The organism is Devosia sp. CAU 1758, from assembly GCF_054482695.1.
The window spans coordinates 526,321-541,992 of the sequence record NZ_JBTLRJ010000003.1 but is presented as its reverse complement, the minus strand read 5'-3'; the positions used below and the strand labels follow the sequence as shown (position 1 = coordinate 541,992).

The window sequence follows — 15,672 nt, the reverse complement described above, 5'->3', positions numbered from 1 at the left end:
GTCTCGCATGGGGAACAAGTGCGGAGCGTAGCACCGGCTAATGCGGTGATACCAGCACGGCAGAAGGAAGCGCATTCGATTTGATGACAAAGGGGCCAGAAAGCTGCACTTGCGCCCTTCACCGCGCAGCATCACCTTTTTCGGTCACCTCACCGCTTTATAAACGAGGAGATGAGTTAAGCCCTTGTTTCATCGCGTCTCCGAACCGCAAAGCCGTTGCCACTTTTGCTGGAAACGCTCTAGATTGTCTCGAAGCTAAGACTCGCACCTATGGAGCTGAAGATGCTTGAACTCCTGGCCGATCCCAATGTGTGGATCGCCTTCGCTACCCTGACGGTCATGGAGATCGTTCTGGGTATCGACAATATCGTCTTCATCTCGGTGCTGGTCTCCCGCCTGCCGCGCGAACAGGCCGAGTTTGCCCGCAAGCTAGGCATCGGGCTGGCGCTAGTGTTCCGCATTCTCCTGCTCCTGCTGATCAGTGTGATCGTGCAATTGCAGGACCCGGTCTTCGAGGCGTTCGGCCATGGCTTTTCCTGGAAAGACCTCATCCTGATCGCTGGGGGTGGCTTCCTGATCTACAAGGCCACCCATGAAATGCATGCGGCCATCGAAGAGCCGCATGAAGTCGGTCTGGCCGAGGCTGCCAAGGTGGGCCTGCAGGCGATTCTGGTGCAGATCGTCATCATCGACATGGTGTTCTCCATCGATTCGATCATCACTGCGGTTGGCATGGTGCCGGCCGACCAGGTCGCGGTCATGATTGCGGCGGTGCTGGTGGCTGTCGCGGTGATGTTCTTTGCATCGGGCCCGATCGCCAAGTTTGTGGCCGATCACCCGACCACGAAAATGCTGGCGCTGGCCTTCCTGCTCCTGATTGGCGTGACGCTGGTGGCAGATGGCCTCGGTTTCCACATTCCCAAGGGTTATATCTATTCGGCCATGGCCTTCTCGGTGCTGGTCGAGGCCGTCAACATTTTTGCCAAGAATCGCAAAATCAGATTGGCGGGGGGCAAGGCGCACAAGGCCGAGTTCACCCCTTTTACCGGTGATACCGGATCTGTGTCGTCGGCTGCCGCCATGTCGGCCATGGGCGGCAAGCCCGCACCAACTGCTGCGCCTCTACCCAGCACGGGCGCGACTGCCAAGCCGCGGGCGAAGGCCAATCCGGCCAGCAAGGCACAGGCCAGACCCAAGTCGGCACCACGCAAGCCCAAGGCGCCGAAATGACCCGCGTTATCGCCGTAAACGAGACTGGCGGCCCAGACGTCCTTTCCATTGAGCGCTGGCCAGTCGGCGAGCCTGGACCGGGACAGGCGCGGGTGCGCCAGACCGCCATCGGGCTCAACTTCATCGATACCTATCAGCGTTCTGGCCTCTATCCGTTGCCGCTGCCTTTCGTGGGCGGCAATGAGGGTGCGGGCGTGGTGGTTGCGGTGGGCGAGGATGTCACGGCAGTCAAAATCGGTGACCGGGTGTGCTACCAGGGCACGCCCGGGGCCTATGCCGAGGAACGACTGGCGCCGGTGGAAAAGCTTGTGCCCATTCCCGATGGCATTGATGACCGCATAGCGGCAGCGATCATGCTCAAGGGGCTGACGGCCTATTACCTGCTGTTCAAGACCTGGCCGGTGCAGAAGGGAGAGACCATCCTCTGGCACGCCGCTGCGGGCGGCACCGGATTGATCGCTACCCAATGGGCCCGGGCGCTGGGCGCGACGGTGATCGGCACGGCAGGAGGGCCGGAGAAGGTGCAGAAGGCGCTCGACCACGGGTGTCATCACGTCATTGACTACAAGGCGGAAGACTTTCCGACACTGGTGAAAGAATTCACCGGGGGCAGGGGGGTCGATGTGGTCTATGACGGCGTGGGCAAGTCCACGTTCGAGGGCTCCCTCGACTGCCTGAGGCCACGGGGCCTGCTTGCCAGCTTCGGAAATGCCTCGGGCGTGGTGAGCATGCCGGACCTTGGCATCCTGGCCCGCAAGGGGTCGCTCTATGTGACCCGGCCGACTGGAACGCATTATTTTCCCAAGCGCGAAAACCTGATTGAAGGCGCCAAGGTGCTATTCGACGCGGTGCTGTCGGGCGATGTCAAGGTCGAGATCGGGCGGACCTATCCACTGGCCGAGGCCGCCAAGGCGCATCGGGCACTGGAGGGGCGGGAGACGACCGGGTCGGTAGTGCTGCTGCCCTAGGCGCACATTTCGGGCGCTGCGGCCTCTGGACAGGCCGCTCCGTCGCCGGTAAAGGCACTGGTTAAGGGCAGGTGGCAGAGCGGTTGATTGCTCCGGTCTTGAAAACCGGCGAAGGTGCAAGCCTTCCGGGGGTTCGAATCCCTCCCTGCCCGCCAGATATTCAACTGCGACCGTCACAATTTCTGCGTATTGGCCTTGTTGATCAGTTCGGAAATGGCCGTCACTATCTGCGCTGTGGCAAAGGGCTTTTGTATCATCTGGCTGTTCGGTACGCCATTCGCGGCCCAGTCCGCTGCACTGTCGCCGCTCATGTAAACCACGGCAATCTGAGGGTTCAGTTCGCGCGCCCGGTGGGCTATTGCCCAGCCATCGGGACCGGCGCCGATCCGGATGTCGGTGACGATGCCGCTCGATGACGTGGACAGCTCTTCTGCCCGTTGGAGACCGGCAGTCCCGTTGTGTGCCGACACGATTTCATAGCCAGCCTCCCGTAGTGCCTCCTCCAGCTCCACACAGACCAGCACCTCGTCTTCCACGACAAGGATGGTAACCTTTTCCACTATTCACTCCCAGGTAGCTGCATCAACAGCGTGTGCGGGGCGCAATTGTTCCATTGTCGCAGTAGTTAGTTTGGGCGCCGGACATCTCCAGCAACTGGAAAGGGCCGGCCGATTGGCTGCCGAGAAGCGGAATAACCCGAATGCGATGCTGAACTGGCCCTTGAGATCAGGGTGTTTGGGGGCGGGACGACGAGTAACCTGGTCTGCCGTGTCTGCTGGCAGAGCCGAAACGGTCTCAACATGGTCAGGCTCTGTAGCGAACACTGTGGGGTCCGACACAGTAGGCGACGCCGCCTTCGCGCTCGATGACGTCAAAGGTGATTTTCGCCATTGTGTTCCCCTCGATGCCTAGTCGGGTACGCTGCTATTGCAGCGCTAGCTGGATCAAGACCACGGCCGCCGCACCAATCGCCAGGACAAGACCAAGATAAATCCAGAAACCCGCCGGCCCTGATCGCTTGTGCTGATCCGGGCGCCGCTCCGACGAAAAAACGGTGCCTTGCCCACCAGCTTCCGCATCGGTGGCCAGGGGCGCGGCCGCGGGATCGGGAAAATCGACCTTGTCGCCGGTCCGACCGGAGTCGATGTCAGCACGCAGTTGCTCGCCATTGATTTCCCGGCTCATATCGCGCCTCCTAGACCACGCCCTTGCCGCCGGTGACGCCAAAAACTTCACCGGTGATATAACTGCCTTCCTGGGATGCCAGCAGCACATAGACCGGCGCCAGTTCCACAGGCTGGCCGGGGCGGCCAAAGGCGCTCTGCTGGCCGAAAGTCTCGACTTTTTCCTGGGTCTGGCCGCCGCTGGGTTGCAGCGGGGTCCAGAACGGGCCGGGGGCCACGGTATTTGCCCGAATGCCCTTCTCGATCAACTGTTCAGCCAGCGCCTTGGTATATGCCACGATGCCCGCCTTGGTGGTGGCATAGTCGAGCAAGTGCGCTGAAGGCTCGAAGGCCTGTATGGACGCTGTGGTGATCACTGACGCCCCAGGCGGAAGGTGCGGTACCGCAGCCTGGGCCAGCCAATGCAGGGCATAAAGATTGGTCTTCATGGTCTTGTCGAAATCATCCGAGGTGACTTCGGCGATGGACGGCCGGGTCTGCTGGCGCCCGGCATTGATGACGAGGATGTCGAGGCCGCCGAGCTTTTCAACCGCCGCTGCAACAAGGTCGCGGCAAAAGCTCTCGTCGGAAACATCGCCGGGAAGGGCAAAACCCTGGGTTCCAGCCGCTTCGATCAGGCTGATGACGTCCTGGGCATCCTCCTGCTCGGCAGGAAGGAAATTAATGGCGACATCGGCGCCTTCCCGCGCAAAGGCAATAGCCACGGCGCGCCCGATACCGGAGTCTCCGCCGGTGATCAGCGCTTTGCGACAGGTCAGACGACCAAATCCGGCATAACTCTCTTCGCCATGGTCCGGGGTTGGCCGCATGTCGCCGACCAGTCCGGGAGGCGACTGCGGCTGCCTGGGAAAGGGCGGCGCGGGATATTGGTGTCTGGGGTCCTGAAGCGTGAAGCGATCTGGCATTGTGGCCTCCGGTATGGTCGCAGGGCCAATGCGCCAGCCGGGATCGCGTTCCCTCCATTTATCCAGGAGTGTCGAGGTTCTTGATCAGATGACGTCTCGGCTACGGCCGGACACTCGGTGCACTGTCCAGGCCACGGCGTCATCCAGGGTGTCGAAAAGCAGTGTCTCATTACGGATCGCGCAGGCCCCGAAGCCGATCTCCAGAGACCACTTACCCGCAATCTCGGGATCGTTGGCATAGAGGGACGTTTCAAGCCGAACCAGCAGCGCCAGTAACTCATTGCCGGCTAATAACAGTACGCCTTCTTCGGGCACGCTGCCCAGTTTGACGGTTACAGACAGTTTTTCGATAGAGACCATGGCAGGCAACGTCGCATTTTTCAAACCGTTGCCAGGTGCAGCGCAAATTAGACTAACGCATGGGTCCGAGCAGTCGGCGATACTCTGACTCGGGTTTCCCATAGGTGTCCACCGCAAACTCCTCCAACTTGTCGCGGTTGCGCATGGTAATGTGTCCACGCTGCGCTGTGATAAAGTGGTTACCTTCAAGAGTGTGCAGCGCAGTGGTAACGCTAGGCCGCCGCACGGCGAGCATTAGGGATAGAAACTCGTGGGTGAGCACGATTTCATCGCCATCGCCCCGGTCGTGACACATCAGCAGCCATCGCGCGAGGCGTTCATCGACCTGATGGACAGCATTGGACAGTCCGGTACAGGTCATCTGTACATTCATGACATGCGCAAAGGCGCGCAGCTTCTGCGCGATGTCCGCGTTGGCCAGCATGTGTTCGTTGAACACGGTGATAGGCAGCCTGTAGCCTTCTCCTGGTATCTGCACAAAAACGTCGAACGGCGATCTGTCGATTCCAAGGGCAGGGGAGATCGGGCCGAAACCTTCGCGCCCGAACAGTCCAGCTTCGGCTTCATGTCCCTCTGGAGTGCCGGCGACGATGGAACCGACGCCGCTCTCAGGGAAATAGACATGCTCAATCGGCTGGTTGGCCAGAGCCAACTGCTTGTCCTTGTCGAGACTGACGGGCTCGAGAAACGGGCTCAAGTGCCGCAGGTCAGCCTCGGGCAGGGATTGCAAAAGTTTGTTGGCATATTGGAGATTTTGTATCATTGCGCTCTCCCCTGGTGGGGCAAGAGCGCATTGCATCTCTCAGCCGTTCGCGCCCGGATCATTCAGCGAACGATGCTGGACCATACCCCATTTGGCCCCCTGGTTCCACTGTACGCCAGATGACCAAACTCCAATCACCTCCCGAGATGTGTAATCTGCCGCTTATCCACCTTTGCGGAGAGGAGCGGATGACACAGCGTCAGAGCGTCATTATTGTCGAGGATGAACCTCTCATCCTGATGATGGTTGAGCAGATGGCTGAGGATTTGGGCCTGGTGGTGGCCGGCTGCGCGTTCTCCGAAGCGGACGCCGTCGCGTTGCTGGAATGCACGACGCCAGATATCGCTATATTGGACGTGAAGCTAGGAGCGAATACAAGTTTGGCGGTTGCGGCTGCGTGTAAAGATCGTGGTATTCGCGTAATCTTTACAACCGGGTTTTCGCCGGACGCCTATGGCAATTTCTCTGATGGCCAGCCCGTGCTGAATAAGCCCTTTACCCTCGACGATCTCCGCGAGGCGCTGGAAAGTGGTGGAGTCCGTGGTGAACGGCAAGTTCCGGGATCGTGCTCCCTAGCTTAGTCTCGGAGAGACACCCAGTAACCGGCGATACTCATTCTCGGGCGCGCCATAGGCGTCGGCGGCGAATTCTTCCAGAGAGGTCCGGTCGCGGATGGTGATGTTGCCACGCTCCGCCTTGATCAGGTGATTGCCTTCCAGCACGTGCAGTGCCGTAGTAACGCTGGGCCGACGCACCGCAAGCATAAGCGATATGAATTCGTGCGTGATCGGAATTTCGTCGCTGTCCCACCGGTCGTGACACATCAGCAGCCATCGAGCCAGCCGCTCATTGACGTGGTGAACAGCGTTGGACAGCGCAGTATGGGACGTCTGGACCCCCTGCAGATAGACCGAAAGCTGGATCACCTGCTGGATGGCGGCATTTTGCGCCATCATCTGGCGCAGGACGCGGGTCTCGATCCGGAAACCGTGACCGGATACCTGCATGAAGATATCGCAGGGGCATCTGTCGACTTGCGCTGAAATGGCAGTAGGCCCGAATCCGTCACGCCCAAATATTCCGGCCTCAACGCTCTGGCCCTCGGGCGAACGGAAAACGACGGAGCCTATTCCGGCTTCAGGAAAATAGGCATAGGGCATCGGCCGCCCGATTTCCGACATCCTGAAGTCCTTGGGCAGGTCGAGGGGTTCGAGGTGCCTGCTCAGTTCCGAAAAGTCGTCTTCCGGAATCGCTGCCAGGAGCAGGTTCCTTACGTCGGGTCGAGAGATCACACGCAATGCGCCCTTGTCCTATGGGCAAGAGCGCCTCTGCTCCAGACCGCCTACGCCCATGATCCCCAGCAAACGGTGGTTGGACGCTAGCAAAGCTACCCCCCATTGCAACGCGCAATCGCCAATGTTGCCAGTTGTGTACGCTAGCAGACCAAGCGCGATGCGGCGGCTTTCGGGACAATCGGCGCTGGGCGGGCCGACGAACTTTGATGCTGGCTACAATTGAAATATTGTAGGCGAGCGAGCCTTCGGATAGATGGCCACGACAATTTGTGTGGGGTGAACCATGAGCCGCAAAGAATTTGACGCTTCGCGCATGCGGCGCATGAAACGGGTGGCGGCCCGACATGGCCTGACCATCCTGACTTCGGACAAGATCAAGACGCTGGGCCAGCCAGGGGGCCATGCCGTACGCGAGGACGCCAGTTTCAATATTGTCTTCGGGGACGTGCCCAAGCCATTTTCGGCATCGCTGGACGAAATCGAAACCTGGCTGGACGGCTTGGAGGGCGAATCGTCCTGAGAACGGTTCCGCGACCGTCATTTAGCAGGCCATTGGCCAGCCTACATTTCGATCAAGTGTGACAGTTTGGTGAAAGCGGGCGAAGCGTAAGCGATGCTGTCCTGACGGACAAGCACGGTTCTGACCCGTGATGGAACATTCCGTTATTTAAACGGTAACAGGAATCGCCGCACACTCAGACTCGTAGGCTCGTCTGGGGCCAGCCTGGCTCCAGACTATTGTGGTCGCGGGCTTCTGCGGAATTTGTACCTACGTCCGCATCCCGCTCCGTAGTGGAGGCGCGTTCCTCATGTTTACCCTGATCAACGCCGACGCCGACGAAGACGACGCCGAGATCACCGATCCCCAGGAAATCGCGGAATTGTTTGCTGCCATCGCGGCCGTGGCTATAGAGGCCATCGGTCCGGGGCAGGCCCGCACCCTGTTCGAGGCGGTAGTTGAGCAGGAGGGTCGCGACCCAAACTGATTGAAAACCGACTTTAACAACGCTATTGCGCCGTCTTGCGGCGCCCTGCCGGGCGTGCCGGTCACTGAGCGCTAGACGGAACGCGATCCAGCCTAAAGGACTGCGTTCCGATAGCGGAAGGTCGTGGGCTGATGAGCGGAATGGAACGCGGCCTTGTCTACAGGCCGGAAATCGCGCCGCTGGGCGATCATGCTTTGGTGGTGCGGTTCGGCAGCAAGCTGGATGACAGTGCCAATCGAGCCGCGCTGTCGCTCGCTTTCAGGCTAGCCAGCGATCCCATTGTTGGCGTGATCGAGGTGGTGCCGAGCCTAATCTCGGTTCTGGTCCGCTATGCTCCTAACCGGATTGACCTTGTGCGGCTTTCGGGAGAGATAGGGCTGCGCTTGGGCGCTGCTGGTCCGGCGGCGAGTTCCGCCATTCATGACATCCCCGTCCGATTCGAGGGACCGGATCTGAGTGAAGTTTCATCAAGGCTAGGGATCGGCAAGCAGCGCTTTGTGGCGATGCACAATGCGGCGCCGTTGCGGGTGCTCGCCACCGGCTTTGCGCCCGGTTTCGTCTATTGCGGCTTTCATCCCGAAAGCATGGTCCTGCCCCGCCGGGCCGAGGTGCGGTCCATGGTGCCAGCCGGAAGCGTGCTGTTCGCAGCCGGGCAAACGGCCATTGCCGCGACCGATATTCCAACCGGATGGCATGTGATCGGGAGCACCGATTTTCGCAATTTCAAGCCCGAGTCCCATCTACCCACATTGTTGCGGGCTGGCGACACGGTGCGGTTCGAGGCAGCCGGATGACCGCGCAATTGAGGGTCCTCAGGGCTAGCCCGCTCTGCACAATTCAGGACCTGGGGCGGCCGGGGTTGCTGGCGCATGGCATCAGCGCCTCCGGACCAATGGACCTGAGCGCGCATGCGCTGGCTGGTATGTTGACCGGCGCGGCCGGGGAAGCCGGTATCGAGATCACCCGGGCCGGCATCGACTTCAGGCTTGAGCTGGGTGATCTGCCGACCGGCTGGGCCGGCGGACAGTTCAGCGTGGCCATCAATGGCGCTGCACAGCTATGGCCCGGCAATGCGGTCCTACGGGCCGGGGATGTGGTGTCGATCACGCCGGGGCCCGCCGGTAATTACGGTTATTTGCGGTTCGGGCCCAGGCTGGACTTGAATCCGGTCATGGGCAGCCACGCCACCAGCACGCGGGCGAAACTGGGCGGCCATGGTGGTCGGGCGCTTGTTGCGGGCGATGTGCTGACATTCGTCGGCCGGGGTGGGATCGGCGCGCAGACCGGCTTGGTGGCGATGGCGATGGCGGATGGACCGATACGGTTCACCTGGGGACTGCATGCTGAATATTTCTCGCCCCAGCTTCGACAGACCTTCACGGAAGCCGAATTTCGGGTCAGCCCGATGATGGATCGCATGGGCGTTCGCCTAGTGGATAGGGCCGGGGTCTTTGCCGGTGCCAGCATCCTGTCGCTGGTTTCCGACCCGATCCTGCCGGGTGACATCCAGATTTTGGGGGATGGCACGCCCATCGTGCTGATGCGGGACCACCAGCCAACCGGCGGCTATCCGCGGATCGGAACCATCGTCACGGCAGACCTCGACAGATTTGCGCAGATCAGGGCTGGGCAACCGATTGCCTTTACGCCCGTAAGCGTGGAGCATGCGCAGCGTCTGTTGGGGAGCCGCCAGCCATGACCAGTATCGACCTAAATGCCGACCTTGGCGAGGGCATGGGCACAGATGACGACCTTCTGCACATCGTTTCCAGTGCCTCAATTGCCTGCGGCGGGCATGCAGGCGACGCGGCAACGATCCGGCGGATTCTCAAGATGTGCAAGGCGCGCGGAGTCCGTGCCGGCGCTCATCCGGGCTATGCCGACCCCAAGCGTTTTGGCCGTTTCCGGCTGGTCATGCCGCTGGAGCAATTGCTTGGGCAGATCAGGGGCCAGTTGTTTCTAGTCCGCCATATTGCCGACGAGGTGGAGGTGCCGCTCGCTTATGTAAAGCTGCACGGGGCGCTCGCAAACCAGACTGCCGAGGAGCTTGCTTTTGCCGTGGGCATATTCTCCAGCATACAGGCGATGGACCCGCGCATGGCGGTGCTGGCGCTGGACAACAGCCAGCAAGTGCGGGCGGCCAAGGCCGTTGGGCTGTCTTTGATCCGGGAGGCCTATGCCGACCGGGCGTACACGCGGGAGGGCCTGCTGGTTCCGCGGGCGGAAGACGGGGCCGTCATCCATGATCCGGAACTGGTCATCGAGCGTTGCCTGAGGCTCGCGCGGTGCGGGGAGATCGTGGCCGTGGACGGGGCAGTGCTGAAGTCCGCAGCGCGCTCGATATGCCTGCATGGAGATACGCCGGGTGCGGTCGACCTGGCCCGCGAGGTGCGCGATGCGCTGGAGGGCGAGGGGATCGAGATTGGGCCGGCGGAACCGGAGGTGGAGGCGGCGACGGAGATATAGCGGGGCAGGGCGGGAGAGCCACGTCGTGCCATTCGAGCTTGGCTTTTTGGGGTTCCGCGATTTCGTGCCACCCAAGCATAGCTCTCGTGGCCTTCTCGACTTGAAAAGCTCCACTGGAGCTTTTCATCCGCAAAGCGGACCGTCTTCGAAGTACCCTGGGACCTTCAGGGGGGAGAGGGTGAGTCGGCATCATGCCTTGAAACCCAAAGGACCCAGGGTATGCGTTGCGGCTGCGTGGGCGACCGTGTTCAGATAGCCAGGTATTCGTGGCGCAGCTCGGCGTTATCCAGCACTTCCTTGGCCGCGCCGGAGAAGGCCACTTCACCGGTGTCGAGGATGACGGCGCGGTCGGCCAGCTTCAGCGCGGCCACGGCGTTCTGCTCGACGATGATGGTGGTGATGCCCAACGGCTTGATCGAGTGCAGAATACGCTCGATCTCATGCACGATGACTGGGGCCAGGCCTTCATAGGGTTCGTCGAGCAGCAGTAGCTTGAGGTCCCGTGCCAGGGCGCGGGCGATTGCCAGCATCTGCTGCTCGCCACCCGACAGTGTCACGCCATCCTGCTTGCGCCGTTCGGCGAGGCGCGGAAAGCTCTCGTAAATCTGCTCGAGGCCCCAGCCATCGCCGGGCGCCACCTTGGCCAAGGCGATATTTTCCTCGACTGTTAGGCCCTGGATGATGCGCCGGTCTTCCGGCACCAGCTGGATGCCGGCACGGGCTGCCTCGAAGCTTTTCATGGCATGGATCGGCTGATCGTCCAGCCAGATTTCGCCCTGGCGCATCTGCGGATTGTCGGTTCGGGCGATGGCGCGCAGGGTCGAGGTCTTGCCGGCGCCGTTGCGACCAAGCAGTGCCAGGATTTCCCCCTTGCGAACGTCCAGCGAGATACCCTGAACGATGTAGCTTTCGCCGTAATAGGCGTGCAGGTCGCGAATGGAGAAAAAGGGTCTTGTGGTTTCCATGGCAGCGGCGTGGCTGCCGGCAACGGTTTCAGTTTGCATGGCTACGGAACTCATCAATGTGCGCCCCCGAGATAGGCTTCCTGGACCTTGGGATTGCCGCGAACCTCGTCTGGGGAGCCATCGGCAATGATGCGACCCTGGGCGAGCACGGAAATCTTGTCGGCGAGCGAGAATACCACATGCATGTCGTGTTCGATGATGACCTTGGTCATACCGCGGCTCTTGATTTTCTTGAGTAACTCGATGGTGGTGTTGGTGTCGTGGCGGCTCATGCCCGCGGTAGGCTCATCGAGCAGAAGGAGCCGCGGATGCTGGATCAGGCACATGGCCAGCTCCATGCGACGCTTGTCGCCGCGGCTGAGACTGGCCGCCGGCATATCAGCGCGAGCGAGCATGCCGACATCCTCGAGCATGTGCTCTGCCTCCTGTCGGATAGGCGTTTCACTGTCGAGCGAGCGGAGCATGTTCAGCGTGAAGGCTCCGTCGCGCTTGGCGAAGGCGGGGATCATCACATTGTGCAGCACCGAAAGGTCGGCAAAGATTTCGGGCGTCTGGAATACGCGGGCAATGCCGAGCTGGTTGATCTGGTAGGGCTTGCGTCCTGTCAGGATCGCACCGTCGAACACGACCTGACCGCTGCTGGGGGTCAACTTGCCGATGATAACATTGAGCAGGGTCGACTTGCCGGCGCCGTTTGGCCCGATGATGGCGTGAGTTTGGCCTTCCTCGACCTGGAGGTCGATATCGGCCAGGGCGTGCAGCCCTCCGAAGCGCTTGTGTACGTCCGCCACGTGCAGGACAACATTGGATTTGGCCATGATAGTTGTCCTTATTCAGCGGGCTGGGTCTGATGTGGCCGGGCGCCTGGAGGGGAGCGACGTGCCATGGCGGAGATGCGGCGAACGCCTTCCATCACGCCTCCGGGCAAGAAGACCACAACCAGCACGAAGACCAATCCGAGGGTGAGAAACCACCCGTCACCAACGAACTTGCCGGTTACCTTGACCATGATATCGGCGGCGCCTTCCGGTAGGAAGCTCCAGAACCTGGTCAGGATCTGATCGTTGAGGGCCGAGAGGATGTTCTCAAAATACTTGATCAGCCAGGCGCCAATAACAGGCCCAACAAGCGTACCGACGCCGCCCAGGATGGTCATGAGAACGACTTCGCCAGAGGCGGTCCACTGCATGCGCTCGGCACCGGCCAGCGGGTCGGTGACGGCAAGCAATGCGCCGGCAAGACCTGCATACATGCCGGAAATGACGAAGGCCGAGAGAGCATAGGGGCGGGTATTGAAGCCGGTAAACTGCATGCGCGTCTGGTTCGATTTGATCGACTTGAGCATCATGCCAAAGGGCGATCCGGCAACACGCTGGGCAAAGAAGAACGACAGGATGAGGAAGCCGGCACAGAAATAGAAGCCGGCATAGCCGCCCAATTGCTGGCCGAGCAAGGTTGGAACTGGCTGGCCCACGTAGGTCTGGCCGATAGCGGCGTCCAGCACGCGGGGATCGTTCAGCGTCAGTTGCAGCCCGGTTTCGCCATTGGTGATCGGGGTGAGCACCGAATAGGCAAGGTTGTAGCTCATCTGGGCAAAGGCCAGCGTCAGGATCGAGAAATAGATGCCCGAGCGACGCAGAGACAGAAATCCGATGACCAGCGCAAAGAGCCCCGAGACGAGCACGGCAAAGACCATTGCCGGTATGGCGTCCAGGGTAAGCAGTTTGAACGACCAGACTGCTGCATAGGATCCTACCCCGAAGAAGGCGGCGTGGCCGAAGCTGAGATAGCCGGTCAGGCCGAACAGGATGTTGAAGCCAACGGCGAAGATGCCGAAGATCATGAAGCGCTGCAGCAGATCGGGATAACCAGCGCCAAAGGGGCTGAGCCAGATAGGCATGGCCAGCACGACTATGGCGAAGCCCAGTAATAGCAAGAGATCGTTGCGGGACATGAAATTGGTCATGTCAGCTCTCCATCACACCGCGGCGACCAAGCAGGCCACGCGGACGAACCAGCAAAATTATGACGGCGACGAGATAGATGATGATCTGGTCGATGCCGGGGACGAAGGCCTTGATCTGGGTCATGGATGCAAAGGACTGCAGGATGCCAAGCAGGAAGCCTGCCGCCACGGCCCCTGGCAGCGAGCCCATCCCGCCTACGACCACCACCACGAAGCTGAGCACCAGGAAGTCCATGCCCAGGTGGTAGTTGGGTGGCAGGAGGGGCGTGTACATGACGCCCGCCATGCCGGCGACAACCGCGGCAAGGCCGAACATTATGGTGAAGCGCCGGTCAATATTGATGCCCAGGAGCCCAACGGTCTCGCGGTCAGCCATGCCGGCTCGGACCACCATGCCGAAGGTGGTGAACTGAAGGAAGGCAAAGACACCACCGATGATGACGGCCGAGAACAGGAAATAGATCAGGCGCCAGAGCGGATAGGTGATGACATTGGCCTGCATGCCGAGCCAGGCGCCGATATCGGCAGCGCCGCGCAAGTCGGTGGGCATGGGTTGGGGAATGGGATTGGGGCCGAAGATGGACTTGATTACTTCCTGGGCGACGATGGCCAGCCCGAAGGTCACGAGGATCTGTTCGGCGTGAGGACGCTTATAGAAGTGCTTGATGATGCCGCGTTCGAGCGCGATGCCGATGACAAGCATGATCGGAATGGTGATCAGGATCGAGAACGGTACTGAGTAATTGACCAGCACAGCACCGAAATCGCCAAACCATGCCTGCACCAGCGGAGTGCGTACTTCCAGCGGAGCGCCCCAGGGAGAGGTCTGGGTGGGGTCGATGGTGATGGTTTCAAGCGTCAGAAACTGGCGGAACATGACGGCACAGAAGGCGCCGAGCATGAACAGCGCCCCATGGGCGAAGTTCACGACACCCAAAGTGCCAAACACCAATGTCAGGCCGAGGGCTATCAGCGCATAGGCAGCGCCTTTATCCAGCCCATTGAGAAACTGCAGAAAGATGACTTCGAACATTTGATGCTCCGCTAGGAGCGACAATCCCTGGGACTATCGCGCATCGCCGCCAGTGGAATTGCCACCAGTTCCGGACATGCTGGTGCATAACCGGCAGCATCCGGCGAGGCCGGGTGTCGGCGAACCGAAAGGGGGCAAGGATTGCTCCTTGCCCCCAGTGTGGATCAGGCGCAAAGCGGCGCGGGTTCTGCCGGACCGAGCTCGCCACCAAAGATCGAAGCGTCGTAGGTGGTGGTCTCGCGGTCGATTTCGGCAACGACGTTGAGCACATCGTACTCGCTGGTCGGGGCATCATTGCCCTGCACAACAAGCACCGACTTCATGCACTGATGGTCTTCAGCGCGGTAGAGGGTGCGGCCATTGCCCATGCCGTCGAACTCGTGACCTTCCAGCGCCTTGATGACTTCAGGCGGGTAGAAGGTTCCCGCGCGTTCCACAGCGTCTGCGTAGAGCAGGGTCTGGACATAGGCAGTGTGGGCAGCCTGGGACGGCGGAGAGCCGTAGGCTGCACCGAACGACTTGGTGAAGGCGATCGAGCCGGGGTCCTGCAGGTTCCAGTGCCAGTTCGAAGTGCCAAAGATGCCCTTGATGTTCTCGCCGGCACCCTTGGCCATCAGTTCCGAGAACAGCGGCACCACGATCTGGAAGTCCTTGCCGTTCGCCTGGCGGTCACGCATGCCGAACTGGACCGCCTGAGTAAGCGAGTTCACCATGTCGTTGCCGTAGTGGTTTAGGATCAGTATGTCTGCGCCCGAGTTCAGCACCGGGGTGAGGAACTGCGAGAAGTCACCGGCACCAAGCGGGGTGCGCACGGCCTCGACGGTTTCCCAGCCCAGGGCCTCGGTTGCGTTCTTCATGGACTCTTCCTGGGTCCAGCCCCAGGTGTAGTCGGCGGTCAGGTGGTAGGCACGACGATCGGTGCCATAGCTGTCGACAATGATCGGGGCCAGGCCGATGCCGGACTGGTACGCGTTGAAGAAGTGGCGGAAACCGTAGCGCCGCTTGTCCTTGCCGGTTGTGTCGTTGGAGTGGGTCAGGCCCGCCATGAAGATGACGCCCATTTCCTGGCAGAGGCCCTGCACGGCAATGGCTTCGCCCGAGGACGAACCGCCGGTGATCATAATGGCGCCGTCGCGCTCAATCATGCGGGTGGCGCCGGCACGGGCCACGTCCGACTTGGTCTGGCTGTCAGAGGACACATAACCGACCTTCTTGCCCAGAATGCCGTTGCCCTTGAGTGCCGACGGGGTCATCACATTGATCAGGCCGCCATCGCCCTCGCCGTTAAGATGGGCAATGGCCAGCTCATAGGCCTTCTGTTCGTCTGCGCCTTCCTCGGCATAGGCGCCGGTCAGAGGCAGGTTCAGGCCGATGGTGACGGTGTCGCCGGTGGGATTGTTGCAGAACTCCTGCGCCCAGGCCCCCTTGGTGAACATCATGGGAGCAACGCCGGTGCCAATAATGCCAGCCATGCCGGTCTGCAGGACCCTGCGCCTGGTCAAGCCGCTTTTCAAAATTGTCATAAGTCTCCTCCTTTGGGCGCGGGGCGAC

At 60.9% G+C, this 15,672-nt stretch carries 18 protein-coding genes, 1 tRNA gene and 1 pseudogene; 9 read left to right on the top strand and 11 right to left on the bottom strand.

From position 1 onward, the window contains the following. Positions 1-282: 282 nt before the first annotated feature. From ACXYMS_RS12750 to ACXYMS_RS12740, 3 genes and pseudogenes are all read left to right on the top strand, one after another. Positions 283-1,002: pseudogene (locus tag ACXYMS_RS12750) on the top strand (TerC family protein); the annotation flags it as partial. Between the two features lie 224 nt (positions 1,003-1,226). Then, the gene (locus ACXYMS_RS12745; protein ID WP_458906812.1) at positions 1,227-2,198 is read left to right on the top strand and encodes a quinone oxidoreductase family protein; all 972 of its coding nucleotides are present in this window, start codon (positions 1,227-1,229) and stop codon (positions 2,196-2,198) included. A 65-nt stretch (positions 2,199-2,263) separates the two neighbouring features. Beyond that, positions 2,264-2,353, top strand: a tRNA-Ser gene (locus ACXYMS_RS12740). A gap of 18 nt (positions 2,354-2,371) precedes the next feature. Here the strand turns inward: ACXYMS_RS12740 and ACXYMS_RS12735 are convergent. From ACXYMS_RS12735 to ACXYMS_RS12715, 5 genes are all read right to left on the bottom strand, one after another. Beyond that, complete coding sequence (locus ACXYMS_RS12735; protein ID WP_458906810.1) at positions 2,372-2,758, bottom strand: response regulator; 387 nt, start codon at positions 2,756-2,758, stop codon at positions 2,372-2,374. Positions 2,759-3,122: 364 nt separating this feature from the next. Then, positions 3,123-3,383, bottom strand: coding sequence for a hypothetical protein (locus ACXYMS_RS12730; protein WP_458906808.1), 261 nt, complete (start codon positions 3,381-3,383; stop codon positions 3,123-3,125). A 10-nt stretch (positions 3,384-3,393) separates the two neighbouring features. Continuing rightward, positions 3,394-4,287, bottom strand: a complete 894-nt coding sequence (locus ACXYMS_RS12725) for an SDR family oxidoreductase (protein ID WP_458906807.1) — start codon at positions 4,285-4,287, stop codon at positions 3,394-3,396. Between the two features lie 84 nt (positions 4,288-4,371). Continuing rightward, the gene (locus ACXYMS_RS12720; RefSeq protein ID WP_458906805.1) at positions 4,372-4,647 is read right to left on the bottom strand and encodes a hypothetical protein; all 276 of its coding nucleotides are present in this window, start codon (positions 4,645-4,647) and stop codon (positions 4,372-4,374) included. 52 nt (positions 4,648-4,699) lie between these two features. Continuing rightward, positions 4,700-5,410 carry a Crp/Fnr family transcriptional regulator gene (locus ACXYMS_RS12715; RefSeq protein ID WP_458906804.1) on the bottom strand — a complete coding sequence of 237 codons (711 nt, stop codon included), beginning with the start codon at positions 5,408-5,410 and terminating at the stop codon, positions 4,700-4,702. A gap of 188 nt (positions 5,411-5,598) precedes the next feature. Between ACXYMS_RS12715 and ACXYMS_RS12710 the strand changes: the two genes are divergently transcribed. Then, a complete protein-coding gene (locus tag ACXYMS_RS12710) occupies positions 5,599-5,991 on the top strand; it encodes a response regulator (protein WP_458906802.1) in 393 nt (130 codons plus the stop codon). On the opposite strand, the gene ACXYMS_RS12705 is transcribed toward ACXYMS_RS12710, so the two are convergent. Next, complete coding sequence (locus ACXYMS_RS12705; protein ID WP_458907019.1) at positions 5,983-6,702, bottom strand: Crp/Fnr family transcriptional regulator; 720 nt, start codon at positions 6,700-6,702, stop codon at positions 5,983-5,985. The genes ACXYMS_RS12710 and ACXYMS_RS12705 overlap by 9 nt on opposite strands. A 286-nt stretch (positions 6,703-6,988) precedes the next feature. Between ACXYMS_RS12705 and ACXYMS_RS12700 the strand changes: the two genes are divergently transcribed. From ACXYMS_RS12700 to ACXYMS_RS12680, 5 genes are all read left to right on the top strand, one after another. Then, the gene (locus tag ACXYMS_RS12700) at positions 6,989-7,225 is read left to right on the top strand and encodes a hypothetical protein (protein WP_458906800.1); all 237 of its coding nucleotides are present in this window, start codon (positions 6,989-6,991) and stop codon (positions 7,223-7,225) included. A 289-nt stretch (positions 7,226-7,514) separates the two neighbouring features. After that, positions 7,515-7,691, top strand: coding sequence for a hypothetical protein (locus ACXYMS_RS12695; RefSeq protein WP_458906799.1), 177 nt, complete (start codon positions 7,515-7,517; stop codon positions 7,689-7,691). Positions 7,692-7,822: 131 nt separating this feature from the next. Continuing rightward, positions 7,823-8,485, top strand: coding sequence for a 5-oxoprolinase subunit B family protein (locus ACXYMS_RS12690; protein WP_458906797.1), 663 nt, complete (start codon positions 7,823-7,825; stop codon positions 8,483-8,485). Next, positions 8,482-9,390, top strand: coding sequence for a 5-oxoprolinase subunit C family protein (locus ACXYMS_RS12685; RefSeq protein WP_458906795.1), 909 nt, complete (start codon positions 8,482-8,484; stop codon positions 9,388-9,390). Before ACXYMS_RS12690 ends, ACXYMS_RS12685 begins: the two co-directional genes overlap by 4 nt. Then, positions 9,387-10,157, top strand: a complete 771-nt coding sequence (locus ACXYMS_RS12680) for a LamB/YcsF family protein (RefSeq protein WP_458906793.1) — start codon at positions 9,387-9,389, stop codon at positions 10,155-10,157. Before ACXYMS_RS12685 ends, ACXYMS_RS12680 begins: the two co-directional genes overlap by 4 nt. 248 nt (positions 10,158-10,405) lie before the next feature. Here ACXYMS_RS12680 and ACXYMS_RS12675 read toward each other — a convergent pair whose 3' ends face one another. The 5 genes from ACXYMS_RS12675 to ACXYMS_RS12655 form a co-directional block, all read right to left on the bottom strand. Beyond that, positions 10,406-11,161 (bottom strand): ABC transporter ATP-binding protein, encoded by a 756-nt coding sequence (locus tag ACXYMS_RS12675; RefSeq protein ID WP_458906791.1) that lies wholly within the window; start codon positions 11,159-11,161, stop codon positions 10,406-10,408. Between the two features lie 14 nt (positions 11,162-11,175). After that, complete coding sequence (locus ACXYMS_RS12670; protein WP_458906789.1) at positions 11,176-11,940, bottom strand: ABC transporter ATP-binding protein; 765 nt, start codon at positions 11,938-11,940, stop codon at positions 11,176-11,178. 11 nt (positions 11,941-11,951) lie between these two features. Then, positions 11,952-13,088, bottom strand: coding sequence for a branched-chain amino acid ABC transporter permease (locus ACXYMS_RS12665; RefSeq protein WP_458906787.1), 1,137 nt, complete (start codon positions 13,086-13,088; stop codon positions 11,952-11,954). Between the two features lies 1 nt (position 13,089). Beyond that, positions 13,090-14,121 carry a branched-chain amino acid ABC transporter permease gene (locus ACXYMS_RS12660; RefSeq protein WP_458906786.1) on the bottom strand — a complete coding sequence of 344 codons (1,032 nt, stop codon included), beginning with the start codon at positions 14,119-14,121 and terminating at the stop codon, positions 13,090-13,092. A gap of 164 nt (positions 14,122-14,285) precedes the next feature. Beyond that, positions 14,286-15,644 carry a substrate-binding protein gene (locus tag ACXYMS_RS12655; RefSeq protein WP_458906784.1) on the bottom strand — a complete coding sequence of 453 codons (1,359 nt, stop codon included), beginning with the start codon at positions 15,642-15,644 and terminating at the stop codon, positions 14,286-14,288. Positions 15,645-15,672: the final 28 nt, after the last annotated feature.

Excerpts from the sequence above, each read along its gene's own strand:
- ACXYMS_RS12745 (WP_458906812.1), top strand. The coding sequence starts at position 1,227 with ATGACCCGCGTTATCGCCGTAAACGAGACTGGCGGCCCAGACGTCCTT.
- ACXYMS_RS12730 (WP_458906808.1), bottom strand. The coding sequence starts at position 3,383 with ATGAGCCGGGAAATCAATGGCGAGCAACTGCGTGCTGACATCGACTCC.
- ACXYMS_RS12725 (WP_458906807.1), bottom strand. The coding sequence starts at position 4,287 with ATGCCAGATCGCTTCACGCTTCAGGACCCCAGACACCAATATCCCGCG.
- ACXYMS_RS12720 (WP_458906805.1), bottom strand. The coding sequence starts at position 4,647 with ATGGTCTCTATCGAAAAACTGTCTGTAACCGTCAAACTGGGCAGCGTG.
- ACXYMS_RS12715 (WP_458906804.1), bottom strand. The coding sequence starts at position 5,410 with ATGATACAAAATCTCCAATATGCCAACAAACTTTTGCAATCCCTGCCC.
- ACXYMS_RS12710 (WP_458906802.1), top strand. The coding sequence starts at position 5,599 with ATGACACAGCGTCAGAGCGTCATTATTGTCGAGGATGAACCTCTCATC.
- ACXYMS_RS12700 (WP_458906800.1), top strand. The coding sequence starts at position 6,989 with ATGAGCCGCAAAGAATTTGACGCTTCGCGCATGCGGCGCATGAAACGG.
- ACXYMS_RS12695 (WP_458906799.1), top strand. The coding sequence starts at position 7,515 with ATGTTTACCCTGATCAACGCCGACGCCGACGAAGACGACGCCGAGATC.
- ACXYMS_RS12690 (WP_458906797.1), top strand. The coding sequence starts at position 7,823 with ATGAGCGGAATGGAACGCGGCCTTGTCTACAGGCCGGAAATCGCGCCG.
- ACXYMS_RS12685 (WP_458906795.1), top strand. The coding sequence starts at position 8,482 with ATGACCGCGCAATTGAGGGTCCTCAGGGCTAGCCCGCTCTGCACAATT.
- ACXYMS_RS12680 (WP_458906793.1), top strand. The coding sequence starts at position 9,387 with ATGACCAGTATCGACCTAAATGCCGACCTTGGCGAGGGCATGGGCACA.
- ACXYMS_RS12675 (WP_458906791.1), bottom strand. The coding sequence starts at position 11,161 with ATGCAAACTGAAACCGTTGCCGGCAGCCACGCCGCTGCCATGGAAACC.
- ACXYMS_RS12670 (WP_458906789.1), bottom strand. The coding sequence starts at position 11,940 with ATGGCCAAATCCAATGTTGTCCTGCACGTGGCGGACGTACACAAGCGC.
- ACXYMS_RS12665 (WP_458906787.1), bottom strand. The coding sequence starts at position 13,088 with ATGACCAATTTCATGTCCCGCAACGATCTCTTGCTATTACTGGGCTTC.
- ACXYMS_RS12660 (WP_458906786.1), bottom strand. The coding sequence starts at position 14,121 with ATGTTCGAAGTCATCTTTCTGCAGTTTCTCAATGGGCTGGATAAAGGC.
- ACXYMS_RS12655 (WP_458906784.1), bottom strand. The coding sequence starts at position 15,644 with ATGACAATTTTGAAAAGCGGCTTGACCAGGCGCAGGGTCCTGCAGACC.